Raw genomic sequence first — 15,911 nt, forward strand, 5'->3', positions numbered from 1 at the left:
GACAGATGTTACTTTCAAAAAAATGGTTGAATCAATATATTGATGTATCCGATTTAAGCGGCGAAGCGCTCGGTGACTTGATTACGAAGAACGGAATCGAAGTCGAAAGTGTGACAAATCGTGAGGAAGGACTTTCTGGGATTGTCGTCGGGCGGGTCCTTTCATGTGAGAAACATCCGGAAGCGGATAAGTTGAACGTGACGAAAGTGGACATCGGAGAATGTGACCCTGTTCAAATCGTATGTGGCGCACCGAACGTGCGCGAAGGGCAACATGTGATCGTGGCCAAAGTTGGCGCACGCTTACCAGGACTTAAAATCAAAAAAGCAAAACTTCGTGGTGTCGAATCACAAGGAATGATTTGTTCACTCGAAGAGCTCGGCTTTGAGAAAAAACAAATTCGGGAAGACGAGCAAGATGGAATCCACACATTCCGTGAATCCGTACAAGTTGGTGCAGATGTGCTCGATTTACTCGACTTGAACGATGAAGTCATCGAACTCGGCTTGACTCCGAACCGTTCAGATTGCTTGAGCCTCTATGGAATCATTCATGAGGTTGCGGCCATCTTAGAGCGTCCATACACGTTGCCGACGGCAGATGTCACGTCATCATCACCATCGGAGGTGTCTATCGAACTTGCGACACCGAACTGTTCATATTACGCAGCTCGTGAAGTCAAAGGGGTAACGATTGCAGAGTCGCCACAATGGCTAAAGAATATCTTGATCGCAGAAGGTGTCCGTCCAATCAACAACATTGTCGACGTGACGAACTATGTGATGCTTGAAATCGGACAACCGCTTCACGCATTCGATGCGAAGAAACTCGGCAACTCGATTGTGGTCCGTCAAGCCGAAAATGGAGAAGAAATGGTCACACTCGACGACGTGACGCGCACGCTCGATTCATCGATGATGGTCATCACAGACGGACAAGCTCCAGTCGCCATCGCAGGCGTCATGGGTGGTGCCAATACAGAGGTAGATCTTTCAACGACAGATATCATTTTAGAGTCAGCGTACTTTGATCCGGCATCCGTACGGAAGACGAGCCGTACGCTTGGTCTACGTTCAGATTCAAGCGCTCGTTTCGAAAAAGGCGTTGACCCAGAACGTGTCATGCTCGCGCTCGATCGCGCCGCGCAATTGATTGTCGAACTCGGTGGAGGAGCCATTCATGATGCGGTGCGTTCAGGTGAAGCCGAATCACGTGCCCGAGAAATCCAAGTGTCGATTGACTATATCAACAAGCGCTTAGGGATGACACTCAATCGTCAGACGATCGTTCACATCCTGGAGCGTCTCGGGCTCGCGACAGAAGGGGATGATGTGCTGACAGTACACATTCCATCGCGCCGTCCGGACTTAGAGCTTCCGGCTGATATCACAGAAGAAGTGGCACGTCTATACGGATATGATAGTCTCCCGTCGACGTTACCTGCCTCTCAATCGAAAGGCTTTTTGCCAGCAATCAACGTATTGCGCAGGCAGACACGTCGCTTGTTACAAGGAGTCGGCTTATCACAAGCCATTACCTACTCGTTAACGAGTGAGGCACATGCGACACGTTTCGGTGGAGAAACCGATCAGCTCGTTCGATTGGCGATGCCGATGAGTGAAGAACGCTCTGTACTTCGTACGTCGCTCGTCCCTGGGTTGCTGGAGGCGGCGCGTTACAACACGGCGCGTCAACAATCGAACGTCGCACTTTACGAAACAGGACGCGTCTATACGGAGCACGGAGAAACGTTACCGCGTGAGAAAGAACGGGTGGCTGGTGTCGTCACAGGTCTATGGATGGATCATCGTTCGCAAGGAACACGGATCCCGGTCGACTATTTCGTCGCAAAAGGGATTGTCGACACGTTAGTCCAAACGCTTCGCCTAGATGTCACGTATGAGGCCGTATTGATGCCTGATATGCACCCAGGCCGTACGGCAAACATCTTGATGGACGGAGAGGTCATCGGATATGTCGGACAAGTGCATCCAGGAACATCGAAAGACGTTTACGGTATGAAGGAAGTGTATGTATTCGAACTCGACCTCTTGGCACTTCGTGGAGACGAGACACTTCTTTATCAAGACGTACCACGTTATCCTTCGATTTCACGAGATTTGGCACTCGTCTTATCACGTGAGATTCCGGCTGGGACAGTGGAACAAACGATCCGCCAAGCGGCTGGTCCACTCTTGATTGACCTCGTCTTGTTTGACGTCTATACAGGGGAGAATGTTGGAGCGGATGAGAAATCGATTGCCTTCTCACTCAAGTTCCAAGACCCGTCACGAACGTTACAAGATGAAGAAGTAACGGTAGCATATGAAACAATTGTTGAGGCGGTCCGTGCGACACACGGCGCTGAACTCCGAGCGTAAAAATATGGAGCGTTGTCCACCTGTGACAACGCTCCTTTTATTATTGAATCTCGAGTGCGAGATCACCAAACTTGGTCCATCCGACAAGACTCGTCACACGATAGAGAGCCCACGTGATGAGTGCAGGGAGTACGACGCCCGTCATCGTGAAGATGAGAAAGGCATCCAACCCTTGGACCGCTAAAATCTGAAGCGGGGCAATTAGGGAGTTGAGCCCGAGACCCGCAATTTCATATGGGACTTGGAGTGAGAACATCAAAGTAGCAATCGGTGCGGAAATCATCGCGGCGATAAACGGTGGGACGACGATTCGCGGATTTTTGATGATATTCGGAAACTGCACTTTCGGTGTGACAAAGAATGAGGCGACCAATCCACCTGGGTCGGTTTGACGATATGCCATTAAGGTAAATCCAACAAATTGAGCAGAGCAACCGATCAAGGCAGCGGCGCTGGCGACAGGGTCAAGTTGAAGCGCGATGGCGAGTGCGGCAGATGATGCAGGCGACATGAGCATGACACTGAAAACAAGTGCGATGACAAGAGATGTGGCAATCGGCGACGTTTCTACAGATGCGGTGATCCCTTGACTGATTGAGTTGATAAGAGGAGTCGTGACCGCTGCTGCAGCAACCCCAACGATTCCACCACCTAATACGGCTGTGACCGGAACGACCATCATATCAAACTTTGTTTTTCCGAGGACACGTTTTCCAAGCCAGACAGCAGCCGCCGCTGCGATCAGTGCGCTAATCGGTTGACCTGGAACGAGGACGAGTCCGCTTTCTGTTGCTTTTAAAGCTGCACCGCCAATGGTTGCGGCAATCATGGCGCTAAATAGGATGAGCGTGTTGCTTCCAAGTTGAAACGCGACGCCAGCGCCTAAAGCGGGTGCCAATAATGATTTGGCGACTTGTCCAATCTGTACGAGCATCGCGATTCCGGTCAAATTACCAATCGTCTCAATCAATAAACCGACACCGAGCGTGACGAGGACGGCGTTTGCCATCCCTGCTGAAATTTTTACCATTCGATCCATCATATACTGCTTCACTTCCATCATCTCCTCTATGTCTTTGTGTCAAGAAAAAAACCTATCCATCAAGGATAGGCGCGGTTTCAATCTACAGGCGCCTGTCCGATTACCACGGGAACAAGGGCCTGAAAAGTCGTTTTTGAAAACAAAACGATTTCAGTCCCTCAGTCGAATAATAATCAGCAGGCTGTTCATATGTACGGGATTGGACATTTCGAGCATCTCCTCTTCGTTGGATTTGCTAAAGAATACCACCTATTTTTGTAATAATCAATATTTTCTGAAAATAAACATTAAAAAATTCAGGAAGCCCCGTGGCATCCTGAATTAGCTCATTTGTAGTGAACGTGCTTGAATCTGATCATCGATAAAATTCATCGACAACGCATTGAATTGATCGGGTTGGTCTACATTGACCACATGACCAGAGTCTGCAACGATTTCAACATTGGCTGTCGGCTGATGTTTCGCTGTCCGTTCGACAGCTTCAAGAAACATATAATCCTCATCACCCATAATATATAAAATCGGGACATTCGTCTGGATCGAAGTGAACTGATTCAGTAAAGGATTAATATTTTCCGTCATTTTGAACCAACGGATAAACTCGCGTTGACATAAGTTCGCCGCATCGCGGACGAACATCATCCGAGACTTTTTGTGACGCTTCTTCGGGAGTAAAATCCATGCGAATAATTTATATAACCACATGTAGGGGACAAAGTTTTGCACAAGACTACCAAGTCGGATGAGCAACGTGGAGCGCACATTGAATTTGACGATGGCTCCGCCGAGAACGACCGATGCGATTCGATCGGGATAGTGCTCAAACATCGCCTGAATCACAATCGTTCCTAAAGACAGACCGACCATGTGTCCTTTTTCGATACCTAAGTGATCCATCACTTCAATGACGTCCTTGGCGACGACATCAAACGTATAGGCGTTCAACGGTTGTTTGAGCGACTGTTCAGCATCGTATGAACCGCCATGACCGCGTAAATCGACGAGCAGGACATTATATTTTTTACGGAAGGGACGAAGTTGACGATACCAATGTGATAAACTTCCTCCGGCCCCGTGTATGAAGATGACCCAAGGATGGTCATCACTAATCGTGTAGGTTTTATAATGCAGCATGAACGCTATCCTCCAAAAATTTTAAGTTCATTTAACCGTAAAATGAGTATATCATACTTGATGTCGAAGCTCTACAAACGACGTTCATTCAAGTTGAGAGCTTTCTTTGTATTCGCAAAATGGACTTTAGCAATCTTTTGTAAATAATCCTGACCATAACGTCGAATGATTTGAGCGGCGACTTGGTCGACTTTTGCTCCTGCCCCTTTCGGGAGGGTTAATCCTACTTGTTTACTTAGTTTGTCCATTTCTTTTAAGAAGAAGGCGCGAGCTAAAATGGAAGCAGCTGCGACGGCGACATGAAGTCCTTCGGCTTTTGTAGAAAAGTAGACATCGTCGCGCACGATATCGCGTTCTGCCCGCAAATGTTGATAATAGACCGACTTCTCTGCGAACTGATCGATGAGAATGGCATCGGGTTTTTGTCCGAGTTTCTCAAGCAACGCTCGAAGCGCAGCATTATGGGCGATGGCAGTCATTTTACCTTGTGTCATCGTACGTTGCATGTTGTTGTATGTTGGATTATGCAGTGTCGCTTTTTGATAAGGAATCGTAGCGTGTAAATCCTTCGCAATCCGGATGATTTCAGGGTCGGATAACTGTTTGGAATCTTTTACGCCGAGTTCTTTCACGAGTGCGATTTGATCGCATGAGACAAAAGCCGCTACGACGACGAGTGGTCCGAAATAATCTCCTTTTCCGACCTCGTCGCTTCCAACGACAGACCAACTTGAAAATCCTTCAGGTAAAATGGTGTTCGGTGTGGATGCTTGTTTCTTCTCGGCGGGTGTTCCCCATTTCACTGCCTCGGTCTCGGCATCTTTTCCTTGGAACATCACTTTCCCTGATTGATAAATCGTTACGACAAATCCCGGTGTCTTGGCGCTGAATGTCGCATATGGTGGTGGCGCGACTGCATACTCATGATACATTTTCTTTAGTTTTTCTTGTGATGCGGATGATAGCTTGATGACTTGGTTGCCCAACATGAGCACTTCCTTTCTGTATGGCAAATTCATTTTACATTTTTTTATGATTTTTTGAAACCGAAGATGAGGTTTTATCGTATATGGAGATGAGTAGAGAAAAGTGAGGTGAGGTGGACGTGTGGTGGCGCGATGACACGCAACGAGATGAGGTAGAGGAATTATACAAGCACATTCTCGAACTCGAGGCGAGAATTGCTAAATTAGTAGCTCATCAAGTGAGAGTGCGTCGGCTACTGATGCAAGATTCTTCTGAGGGCGTGACGGATCAAGTCGTTCAAGTTCAAAAAGAAGTGGAATATTTTTTAAACAGGATGCGGCTCGAACGACAAGAACTTGTCGACCTATACAATCGGCGACGAATTGAACGTTCCATCGGGCGAGTTCGAGAAGTGAACGACTTATCCACTTCATCACTGTCGGAGTGGGATGAGATTGAGGATCGACTTGCATTAGAAGTCGAACAACTTCGACGTGTACTGATGATGGAACAAAAACGTCGACAGGAGGGGTGGTAATGGAGGCAATCGATCAACTGTATTGGTGGGTGTTGATCATCGCTGGTCTTGGAACCTTTATTTACATGATGTTCTCCGATGCGTTCGAAATGTTCGAGGGTTGGTTTAACCCTGCAGTCATCTTATCGTTCTTAGCACTAGGGGCAGGGATTGGGCTTATCTTAAACGCGTTGGCTCACGTTTCCCCGATGATTGGGCTCGCTGTCGCATTGGTCGGGTCTCTTGCTTTGACGACACTTCTCTATTTATTTGTTCTCTTACCGCTCTCCAATGCGGAAGAATCCATTGGTTTGACGGATGAGGCATTAGTTGGACGTGTCGGACGATTGACCGTGCCCATTCCTGAAGGCGGGTATGGCGAAGTTTTGATTGAGACAGTAACGGGCTCGCTTTTAAAGACGGCTCAAAGCTTAGACGGTACATCGATTTCGACAGATCATCGGGTAGTCATCATTGAAGTAAAAGGCAATATCGCAATCGTCATGCCATATGACGAACCTACAATTCGAGAGGAGATATAACACATGAATACGGCTATCTTAGTCAGCATCATCGTCGGGGTCATCATCCTCGCACTTGTGTTTGTATTCGTATTAAAATATCGCACAGTCGGACCAGATGAGGCACTGATTGTGACAGGTAGTTATTTAGGCAAGAAAAATGTACATAGCGATACATCCGGTAACCGCGTTAAAATCATTCGCGGTGGCGGGACGTTCGTCTTTCCGGTATTCCAACAAGCAGAACCCCTCAGCTTGCTCTCAAGCAAATTAGAGGTCACAACGCCTGAAGTCTATACAGAGCAGGGTGTCCCGGTCATGGCGGACGGAACAGCCATCATTAAAATTGGTGGATCAATCAGTGAAATCGCGACAGCGGCTGAGCAGTTCCTCGGAAAACCGAAGATTGAACGAGAAAACGAAGCGAAAGAAGTGTTAGAAGGTCATTTACGCTCGATCTTAGGTTCCATGACCGTTGAAGAGATTTATAAGAACCGTGACAAGTTCTCGCAAGAAGTTCAACGAGTCGCATCACAAGACTTGGCGAAGATGGGATTAGTCATCGTGTCATTCACCATCAAAGACGTTCGAGATAAGAATGGATACTTAGAATCGCTAGGGAAGCCGCGTATCGCCCAAGTGAAGCGTGATGCTGATATCGCGACTGCGGAAGCGGATAAAGAGACGCGCATCAAACAGGCGGAAGCGATGAAAGATGCGAAGAAGGCCGAACTTGAGCGTGCCTCTGAAATCGCGGAAGCTGAGAAAGAGAACCAACTCCGAATCGCGGCATATCGCCGTGAGCAAGATGTTGCCAAAGCCCGGGCCGACCAAGCGTATGAGCTTGAGGAAGCGCGTGCTAAACAAGAAGTCACCGAACAACAGATGCAAGTTCAAATCATCGAGCGTCAAAAGCAAATCGAGCTCGAAGAGAAAGAAATTATGCGTCGTGAGAAACAATATGATTCAGAAGTGAAGAAAAAAGCAGATGCGGATCGATACTCGATTGAACAGTCTGCCGCTGCGGATAAAGCACGTCAAATCGCAATCGCGGATGCAGAGAAGTATCGTATTGAAGCACAGGCGAAAGCCGATGCGGAACGCGTACGTTTGGCAGGTCTTGCAGAAGCGGATTCTGAACGTGCGAAAGGTGAGGCGGAAGCGGAAATTATCCGTTTGACCGGTCTTGCAGAAGCCGAAGCGAAAGAGAAGATTGCCGAAGCCTTCGCGCAATATGGACAAGCGGCGATTCTCGATATGGTCGTCAAAATGCTTCCTGATTATGCGAAAGAAATTGCATCGCCACTCGGTAACATCGATCAGATTACGGTCGTCGACACGGGGAGCGGACAAAACGGTGGCGCTGGTAAAGTGACAGGTTACGCAACCGACCTCATGGCATCGCTTCAACAAACATTAAAAGCTTCTTCGGGCATCGATATGAAAGACTTGCTCGAGAACTTTGCGGGAAAAGGGAACGTTGCAACAGCCCCAACACCGGAGCGTGAATTAGCTGATACAACGGTTGCTGCTTCAAAAGAATGAGTGTACGAAGCCATGGACGATGTCTATGGCTTTTTTTATTACCACAACTTTTAAAAAAAATCATGGAGAACAATGCCTTCTCAGTCGATATAAGGGTTGTCAGACCATTAGAGAGAGGGAGTATTGAATACATGAAGAAAAGCATAATGCTCAGTACAATCACAGCTTGTACCCTTTGGTTGTCCGGTTGTCAGTCGGTTATCGACGATCCGAATACCACTGTAGAAGAACGACAGACGATGGGGGTCGTCCTATCTGACGTTGGTCTCGGGGACCAATCGTTCAGTGACGCAGCCATGCGCGGGATGGGTGAGCTACGTGAGACGGGTGATTGGTTCGTTGATTATCGTGAACTATCCGAAACGGAGACGTACAAAGTTGGCTTTGAAGAATTGGTAGAAGAGGGACATGATGTGATCGTCGGTCTCGGTTTTGCGTGTCAAGAAGACTTAGAGGCCGTTGCGGCTGAACATCCGGAACAGCAATTCGCTTTGATCGATGGCGTGTCTGAACTTCCGAACGTCTTGAATATTACGTTTGAAGAAGGAGAGGGCAGTACGCTTGCTGGCGCGGTGGCTGGTCTTGAAACAGAGTCCGATACCATTGGGTTTATCGGAGGAATGGATATTGAACTCATTCAGAAATTTGAAGCAGGATTTGAACGTGGCGCTAAGGCAGTGAACGAGGACGTGGAGATGCTCGTTGACTTCTCGAATGATTTTGCTTCACCGGAGCTCGGTCGTGAACTCGCTGAGAAACAAATTAAAGCGGGCGCAGATGTTCTTTATGCTGCAGCAGGACTGACAGGGGTCGGTGTACTCGAGACGGCTGAAAAATACGGCGTCAAGGCAATCGGGGTCGATAGTGATCAATCGATGATTGCACCAGATGCGGTTGTGACGTCGATGTTGAAACAAGTTGATTTGGCGATTGTAGAAATTGCGGGTCGTGTGACTGAAAAACCATTTAATGAACACGTCATCCTTGGAATTGAAGAGGGTGGCGTCGGCTTGGCTCCGCTTCGTCGCATTCAATGGGATGAGAAAGAAACATCAGAGTATGAATCGGTAGAACGTCAGTTGAAGGAGGGGACACTTAAATGAGTTTACGTAAACGTTTTATCTTCTCAACCGTCTTCACCGTCGTCTTGATCGTACTGATGATGAGTTACGTCTTGTCGACGTTGAATCGCTTGCAAACATATAACGAACAGTATGGAAGTCAAATGATTGAATTGTCTCAACTTGAAACGTCACTCCTACAAGAACAATCCCTCTGGACGTCACTTGGTGAACAGTCGAACCAATCTACATTGACTCAATTAGAGCGCATCCGTGTGACAAACGCGGAAACATTCGATGATTTAAAACAGTCTTATTTGATTCCGGCATTTTCAAATCATTTAGACCGTGCCACGATGAAGTACGAACAGGTGAACGAAGATGTCGAGTCGGCACTTGAAGGTGGTATCGGAGCTCGGATTCAGGCAGCGAAACTGGAAGGTTTGTTAAATGATGTCAATACGTTGATTGCAAAGAACGGTTCATTCTATGAAGCGCTTCAAGTAGAGGCGGCAAATGAGACGGAACGTCTCTTGTTGATCTCAGTCCTCTTGACGATTCTCGTCATCCTAGCGCTCGGAATCTACAACTTCTTCTTTGCCCGTTCGATCACTCGACCACTCGAAAAAAATGTCAAGGTGGCAGAAGCGATTGCAGCCGGACGTCTCGTCACGTTGCCTGAGTCGACGCGCAATGATGAAATCGGACGTCTTGAACGTGCCATGCGTGACATGACGGCATCTCTTCAGACGGTGATCGGGTCAATCCGAGTCACATCAATGAAAGTGAACGGGATGACCGAAACGGCCGCGGCCGAAAATGAAGCAGTCGTGAGTACGACGTCTAACATCACGAACGCGGTTGATGAGATGGCACACGGAGCACAGTCGATTGCAAATGAGTTGCAAGAAACGCTCAGCTCAGTGCATACGATGGCGACTTCATTTGAGACGAGTTTGAACCAGACGAAACAAACGACGGAAGAAACGTCAGAAATGACACGTGAAGTAGCGGCTGGGATTGAAACATTAACGGACCAGGAGCACATTTTAGATCGTTCAAGCGAACGGAATGAAGTGCTTGTCACGCGAATGGACCACTTTGCACGACAAACGGCTGAGATTGAGGCGATGGCGAAGCTTGTCGAAGACGTCGCGGCTCAGACGAATTTACTTGCCCTCAATGCGGCAATCGAGGCAGCCCGTGCGGGAGAAGCAGGACGAGGATTTGCTGTCGTAGCAAGTGAAGTAAAGAAGTTGGCGGAAGAGAGCAACAAAGCGACTCGCTCTATTTTCCACGTCGTCGAGACGATCCAGCAAGAAGTCGTCCGTTTGACGGAAACGGTGAATGAGTCAAAACGCGAGCAAGAGGCGCAATTAGAAGCGTTCGGATTGACGAAAGAAGCATTCAACCGAATCCATGAACGGACAGACCACGTCGCTTCGTTCGTGCGCACAATCGAACAAGAGATGCGCACATCGAGTAACGAGGTAAACAACGTCTTGCGCCGCGTTGAAGAAGTATCTGGGGTGACGGAAGAGTTGGCCGCAGGAAACGAAGAAGTGGCAGCCTCGATGAAAGAACAGCAGGCAAGCTTCGATCAAATCTTTACATTGATGCAAGAGTTAGAAGGACAGGCAGCGGCACTCGCTGACCAGGTTCAGCATTTCGAAGAAGAATAATCGAACAGTGAACAGTAGGAACGGAGGCCACGTGATGGTCTCCGTTTTTTTCGTCATTCTATAACCTGTTCATAGAAATTATGTCGATAAATATCGTTACACGTACGAGTGCGATATGGAACATGCAAACAAATCATTTCCTAAAGTTAAGATTGTGGGGAAGAACGAGACGTGTTTAGAAACACATGATTCGCCATACTGAACGTAACAGAACAGGGTGGTGATCCGCTTGGAAAGATGGAAACAACTCGTCATCGGTCTCCTAGTCGTTCTTTTTTTAGGAGTGGGCTATTTGTTTTATCAAAAGGAACCGGAGCAACGAATGGTGGACGAATTCGTCATGGAACCTGAGGAGGTCACGCCGACCACGACCCCAGAGCGTATGGAGCTCGTTGTGTATGTGACAGGTGCGGTTGAATCTCCGAACGTATATACCGTACCAGAAGGGGCGAGAGTGGGCGATGTGCTCTCTTTGGCAGTCCTGACAGATGAAGCTGACCCAGAGCAGTTGAATTTAGCACAGTTGTTAGTTGATGGAGTCAAAATCATCGTGCCGAAAAAAGGAGAAACACCGATTTCGCAAGACTCAGCGAGTCCTGAGGTCGAAACGAACGGTGTTCATGTCAACAGTGCGACGAAAGAGGAACTGATGACAGTTCCAGGAATTGGTCCAGCCAAAGCCGAGGCGATTTTAAATCATCTGAAAGCGAACGGTCCATTTAAAACATATGAAGCGCTAGGTGATGTGAAGGGGTTCGGCGAAAAGACATTAGAAAGTATGAAGCCATATTTATTGGTACCTTAAGATGCCGCTGTTTCCATTGTTTGCGGTACTCATTGTAACTGGTCTGACAGAAGGAGTCTATTTGGTCTCTGTGGTCGCTAGTGTCTTTTATCTGGTCACACGACGTGGGCAAGGCCTGTATGCGAAAGCCGGAGTGATTGGACTCATCTGTATCGCATCGTTCCATACGACCCCTACAGAATCGTTACCGTCAGACACGATTGCCTTCTCAATCGAAAGTCGAAAAGAGAATGGGAAATCGGTAAGACTATACGGGAACGTAGACGATCTTCAGGGCGTCTTACGAGGACGCGAACTAAATCGCGGACGACCAGGAGAGACGTGCCTCGTGCAAATCGAAGTAGAGGCGTTTCAACCGTTACGAAACACCGGGGGATTTGATGAACGGGCTTGGGCACGGAGTTCAAACGTATCCTTTAAAGGGAAGGTGAAGCGAATCGACACGTGTCGTCCGACGGCAGGGTGGGACGGTCGGATGCTACGTTGGAAAGAGCGAAAACTTCAGCAAATTGAGCAGCGTCATCGTGCGGATGTCGCATTATATATGGAGGCATTATTGTTCGGAGAGAGTCGAATGCTAGATGAACAGACCTCATTTTCTTATCGTGTTACGGGCCTTCTTCATCTTCTTGTGATTTCCGGTTCACATATTGCTATGTTGATCGTGGCCATGCGCATATTGATGCAGCCGATCCCTATTCGACGTGAAACGAAGACGGTACTGATGATCTTTAGTATTACGATGTTCGGATGGATGACTGGTTTTTCCCCACCTGTCGCAAGAGCTGTCGTCGTCGCAGATGCGATCCTCTTTCTCTCTCTTTTCGGTGTGACGATTCGAGACCCGATTCGGCTCTTGAGTTGGTATGCGGCGGGCATGTTGGCCGTTCAACCGTTCCTTGTCACAAATCTGGGTTTCCAATTGACGGTCGGGATGACCTTCTTTTTGTTAGTCACGAGACAAATCTGGACAGGACTAATCGAGTTGTCCGTTTTCGCACAGCTGTTTGGGCTGATTGTACTATGGCAAGTACAACCGGTTCTATCCGTCGCGGCACCGATATGGAATCTCGTGATGGCCATCTGTATCTCGTGGATCATCATGCCACTCGCATTTGTCACATGGATGTTTCCTTCAATTGCCCCGTTGTTCATGGTTGTCTTGGACGCGATTCATGGAATGTTCACTCTCCATGATGATTTACGACCTTGGCTTCCGTTGCACGATCTGGCGTTGCCGTCGCAAATCGCATTGTGTCTAGGGTTATGGGGAAGCTTGACGCTGATAAATCGGAATCGATGGATTGGATGGGGGGCGGCCATCATGACATGTGGGTTGATTGCGGGATGGTCAGAATGGTCGGAATCCTCACGGGTGACCTTTTTGGATGTCGGGCAAGGTGATGCAATCGTCGTAGAATCGGGAAGAACGATTGGTGTCATTGATGTAGGAGGCGTATTTCAAGATCCAAACGAGCAAAAGCGAAGCACATTTGACCCGGGGGAAGATGTATTGGCCCCTTATTTATGGAAACGTGGGGAGCGTTCGCTTGATTTTGTCCTGTTGACCCATGCGGATCATGACCACATCGGGGGATTAGAGGGATTATTGAAGGTAGTGACGGTGGAAGAGCTTTGGATATCAAAAGAAGTGGCGAATGCTGAAAAACGAGAAGAACTGCTACACTTAGCAGCGGCCTATGATGTATCGGTCCATTATCTCGAGGCAGACGATCGGCCGACGCCATGGATGTGGATTGTGGCACCGAATCGCCCACACGAAGATGAAAATGGTCATTCGATCAGCCTGTACATGAACGTAGGTGGCATGCGGTATCTATTGACAGGAGATTTGCCGATAGAAGGAGAAGCCGAGTTACCGACGCTTGACGTCGACGTATTTAAACTAGGACATCACGGATCCGATACGTCGTCGGGAGAAGAACTGCTTGAGCGAATCGATCCAGAATGGGTCATTGCGAGTGTCGGTTCGAACAATCGGTATGGACATCCGCACGAGGAGACGTTACGACGGGTTGTGGGGAAACGTCTATTACGAACCGATTTGAACGGGATGATTGTCTGTGAAGAGAACATGTGTCGGGGGATCATCGAGTAGCACGGCATAAAATGTGATACACTAAAAAACGATTGCTCCCCCGGGGCAATCGTTTGAACACTTATAGACTTAAGAACTTGATGATGACACCGATGAAGAAAATCGTGAAGAAAAAGCCAAATGGGACGATGAAGCCGATCGCAGAGTCGATGGCGTCATTACGTTTGCATTGAACGTCATTTTCAAACGGGTTTTCACTCGGTGGGCGTACTGAGTTGATTTGCATATTAGGTCCCTCCTTATCATACTTCCTTTATAAGTATAGCGAATCATGGGAAGATAATCTATGTTTAGATGAGAATAAATTGTGAAAGTGGTGTGTGTTTTGAATGAACCGTGGTTACATAATGGAAAACTGGCGAGCGTATATGTTCTCCATGGCACCGAAAAATATTTGTTAGAGACGTGGGAACGTGAAATCGTGAAAGCGGCCAATCCATCCGGTGATCAATTTGATGTCATGCAATTAGATCTTCAAGAGACGTCACTCGATACGGCGCTTGATGAAGCAGAGACGGTCCCTTTCTTTAGTGAATATCGCACGGTTATCGTGAAAAATGCCCAGTTCTTAACGGGTGCGAAAGAGAAGCAAAAGCACAATGTTGACCGTCTGGCGGAATATGTCGTGCAACCGGCGACCTACTCGGTTCTTGTCTTGATTGTCGAGTCAGAAAAACTCGATGAGCGGAAGAAAATCGTGAAGCGTCTGAAAGAGCGTGCCATCGTCCTCGAAGCGAAAAAGCCGAGCCAAAACGAACTGATGCGATACGTGAACGATGCATTGAGTCGTGAACAACAAAAGATGGAGCGCTCTACGATGGAGCGTCTTTTATTCCTATGTCAGGATGATTGGGGAAAGTTGGTTCGCGAACTAGAGAAGCTACAGTTGTACGCGGGAACGGGTGCGACGATTCCGATTGAGATTGTGAATGATTTAGTTCCACGTACATTAGAAGATAACGTCTTTCAGCTCTCGGAGCTTCTCGTCAAGCGACAAGCTGATGCAGCGCTTCGATTGGTTCGGGATTTAGAAAAACAAGGGCAAGAACTGATTGGGCTACTCGGGTTGCTTGCTCGGCAATATCGGAACATGTACCTGTCGAAACAGTTGACAGAGGCAGGCTATGGAGAGAAGCAAATCGCATCGAAAATCGGGGCCCACCCGTATACAATCAAATTGGCGACACAAGCGAGTCGCGGCTTTTCAGAGGCTCAGCTCGCACGTGCGTTGACATTGATTGCAGACGCGGACGAGGCCATGAAAACAGGACGAGGTGACAAACAGATCGTTTTCGATACGCTCGTTTGTCAACTGGCCTTATTGTGAGGTGAGGGAATGGGATTCAAACAAGTGACGCTTCAAGACGTGATCCCACTCCGTCATGTTGTGCTCAGACCAGGAAAAGACGTTGAGACATGCTATTTTGAAGGGGATGAGGTGCCGACGACGCGACACTTCGCTTGGGTTGAAGGCGATCGAGTGCTATCGGTCGCTACAGTCATGCTGTCCCCGAAACAAATCGAGGGTGTGAAGATTCCGCTCCAACTCCGTGGCATGGCGACGGATCCTCATGTTTCGGGACAAGGAATCGGCTCTCGATTTTTACAGGCACTCCATGATGAACTGAGGAGTTCATGGTGGTGTAATGCGAGAGAAGTGGCTGTCCGTTTCTATGAACGAAATGGACTTACACGAATCGGGGAGCCGTTCGACATCCCTGGGATTGGCCCACACTACGTCATGGTATACAAAAAAACAGCCGGCTCCGAATAGGAGGCGGCTGTTTCGTGTGATCTCTAATTAGAGAGCAGCGATACGAGCTGCGAGGCGTGATTTATCACGACCTGCTTTGTTTTTGTGGATAAGACCTTTTGATGCAGCCTTGTCGAGCTTCTTCGTAGCGAGAACGAAAGCTTCTTGAGCAGCTTCTTTGTTTCCTTCGAGTACGAGAGCATCAACACGTTTTACTGCTGTACGCATTGCCGCTTTCTCTTGTGAGTTCGCAACACGACGTTTTTCAGAAGTTTTTGCACGTTTGATTGCTGATTTGATGTTTGCCATTGTTTGTCACCTCCTGAAACAAGAAAGTGTATGTTCTTATTACTTCAAGTAATCATTCAACAGAACAAGCACAATT

Annotated in this window: 15 protein-coding genes; 10 read left to right on the plus strand and 5 right to left on the minus strand. The window is 48.0% G+C overall.

Annotation, left to right across the window (positions count from 1 at the left end; all coding sequences use genetic code 11):
- The first annotated feature begins 5 nt into the window (after positions 1-5).
- Complete coding sequence (gene pheT, locus KNO70_RS04545) at positions 6-2,381, plus strand: phenylalanine--tRNA ligase subunit beta (RefSeq protein WP_214811313.1); 2,376 nt, start codon at positions 6-8, stop codon at positions 2,379-2,381.
- A gap of 40 nt (positions 2,382-2,421) precedes the next feature.
- Here the strand turns inward: pheT and KNO70_RS04550 are convergent, their stop codons facing one another.
- The 3 genes from KNO70_RS04550 to rnhC form a co-directional block, all read right to left on the minus strand.
- Positions 2,422-3,444 carry a PTS sugar transporter subunit IIC gene (locus KNO70_RS04550; protein WP_041917916.1) on the minus strand — a complete coding sequence of 341 codons (1,023 nt, stop codon included), beginning with the start codon at positions 3,442-3,444 and terminating at the stop codon, positions 2,422-2,424.
- 300 nt (positions 3,445-3,744) lie between these two features.
- Positions 3,745-4,557 carry an alpha/beta fold hydrolase gene (locus KNO70_RS04555; RefSeq protein WP_078147177.1) on the minus strand — a complete coding sequence of 271 codons (813 nt, stop codon included), beginning with the start codon at positions 4,555-4,557 and terminating at the stop codon, positions 3,745-3,747.
- A gap of 71 nt (positions 4,558-4,628) precedes the next feature.
- Positions 4,629-5,543, minus strand: a complete 915-nt coding sequence (gene rnhC, locus KNO70_RS04560; protein ID WP_078147938.1) for a ribonuclease HIII — start codon at positions 5,541-5,543, stop codon at positions 4,629-4,631.
- A gap of 119 nt (positions 5,544-5,662) precedes the next feature.
- On the opposite strand from rnhC, the gene KNO70_RS04565 reads away from it, so the two are divergent.
- From KNO70_RS04565 to KNO70_RS04595, 7 genes are all read left to right on the plus strand, one after another.
- Entirely contained in the window at positions 5,663-6,061 is a 399-nt protein-coding gene (locus tag KNO70_RS04565) for a hypothetical protein (protein WP_078147176.1), read from the plus strand.
- The gene (locus KNO70_RS04570) at positions 6,061-6,582 is read left to right on the plus strand and encodes an NfeD family protein (protein ID WP_031423196.1); all 522 of its coding nucleotides are present in this window, start codon (positions 6,061-6,063) and stop codon (positions 6,580-6,582) included. The genes KNO70_RS04565 and KNO70_RS04570 overlap by 1 nt, the downstream gene beginning before the upstream one ends.
- A 3-nt stretch (positions 6,583-6,585) precedes the next feature.
- Entirely contained in the window at positions 6,586-8,106 is a 1,521-nt protein-coding gene (locus KNO70_RS04575) for a flotillin lipid rafts scaffold protein FloT (RefSeq protein ID WP_078147174.1), read from the plus strand.
- Between the two features lie 131 nt (positions 8,107-8,237).
- Positions 8,238-9,209, plus strand: coding sequence for a BMP family lipoprotein (locus KNO70_RS04580; RefSeq protein WP_031423197.1), 972 nt, complete (start codon positions 8,238-8,240; stop codon positions 9,207-9,209).
- Entirely contained in the window at positions 9,206-10,849 is a 1,644-nt protein-coding gene (locus KNO70_RS04585) for a methyl-accepting chemotaxis protein (protein ID WP_078147172.1), read from the plus strand. The genes KNO70_RS04580 and KNO70_RS04585 overlap by 4 nt, the downstream gene beginning before the upstream one ends.
- Before the next feature lie 220 nt (positions 10,850-11,069).
- Positions 11,070-11,654 (plus strand): helix-hairpin-helix domain-containing protein, encoded by a 585-nt coding sequence (locus tag KNO70_RS04590; protein ID WP_269317842.1) that lies wholly within the window; start codon positions 11,070-11,072, stop codon positions 11,652-11,654.
- A gap of 1 nt (position 11,655) precedes the next feature.
- A complete protein-coding gene (locus KNO70_RS04595; protein WP_214811316.1) occupies positions 11,656-13,773 on the plus strand; it encodes a DNA internalization-related competence protein ComEC/Rec2 in 2,118 nt (705 codons plus the stop codon).
- A 61-nt stretch (positions 13,774-13,834) separates the two neighbouring features.
- Here the strand turns inward: KNO70_RS04595 and KNO70_RS04600 are convergent, their stop codons facing one another.
- Positions 13,835-13,999, minus strand: a complete 165-nt coding sequence (locus tag KNO70_RS04600) for a YqzM family protein (RefSeq protein ID WP_012726678.1) — start codon at positions 13,997-13,999, stop codon at positions 13,835-13,837.
- A gap of 90 nt (positions 14,000-14,089) precedes the next feature.
- Here KNO70_RS04600 and holA point away from each other — a divergent pair, with 90 nt between their 5' ends.
- Together holA and KNO70_RS04610 are read left to right on the plus strand one after the other, a co-directional pair.
- Positions 14,090-15,100 carry a DNA polymerase III subunit delta gene (gene holA / locus KNO70_RS04605; protein ID WP_237708269.1) on the plus strand — a complete coding sequence of 337 codons (1,011 nt, stop codon included), beginning with the start codon at positions 14,090-14,092 and terminating at the stop codon, positions 15,098-15,100.
- A gap of 9 nt (positions 15,101-15,109) precedes the next feature.
- A complete protein-coding gene (locus KNO70_RS04610; RefSeq protein WP_078147169.1) occupies positions 15,110-15,547 on the plus strand; it encodes a GNAT family N-acetyltransferase in 438 nt (145 codons plus the stop codon).
- A gap of 27 nt (positions 15,548-15,574) precedes the next feature.
- On the opposite strand, the gene rpsT is transcribed toward KNO70_RS04610, so the two are convergent.
- Positions 15,575-15,835 (minus strand): 30S ribosomal protein S20, encoded by a 261-nt coding sequence (gene rpsT, locus KNO70_RS04615; RefSeq protein WP_012726675.1) that lies wholly within the window; start codon positions 15,833-15,835, stop codon positions 15,575-15,577.
- Positions 15,836-15,911: the final 76 nt, after the last annotated feature.

The organism is Exiguobacterium sp. s181, assembly GCF_018617125.1.
Taxonomy (GTDB): Bacteria; Bacillota; Bacilli; order Exiguobacteriales; family Exiguobacteriaceae; genus Exiguobacterium; species Exiguobacterium profundum.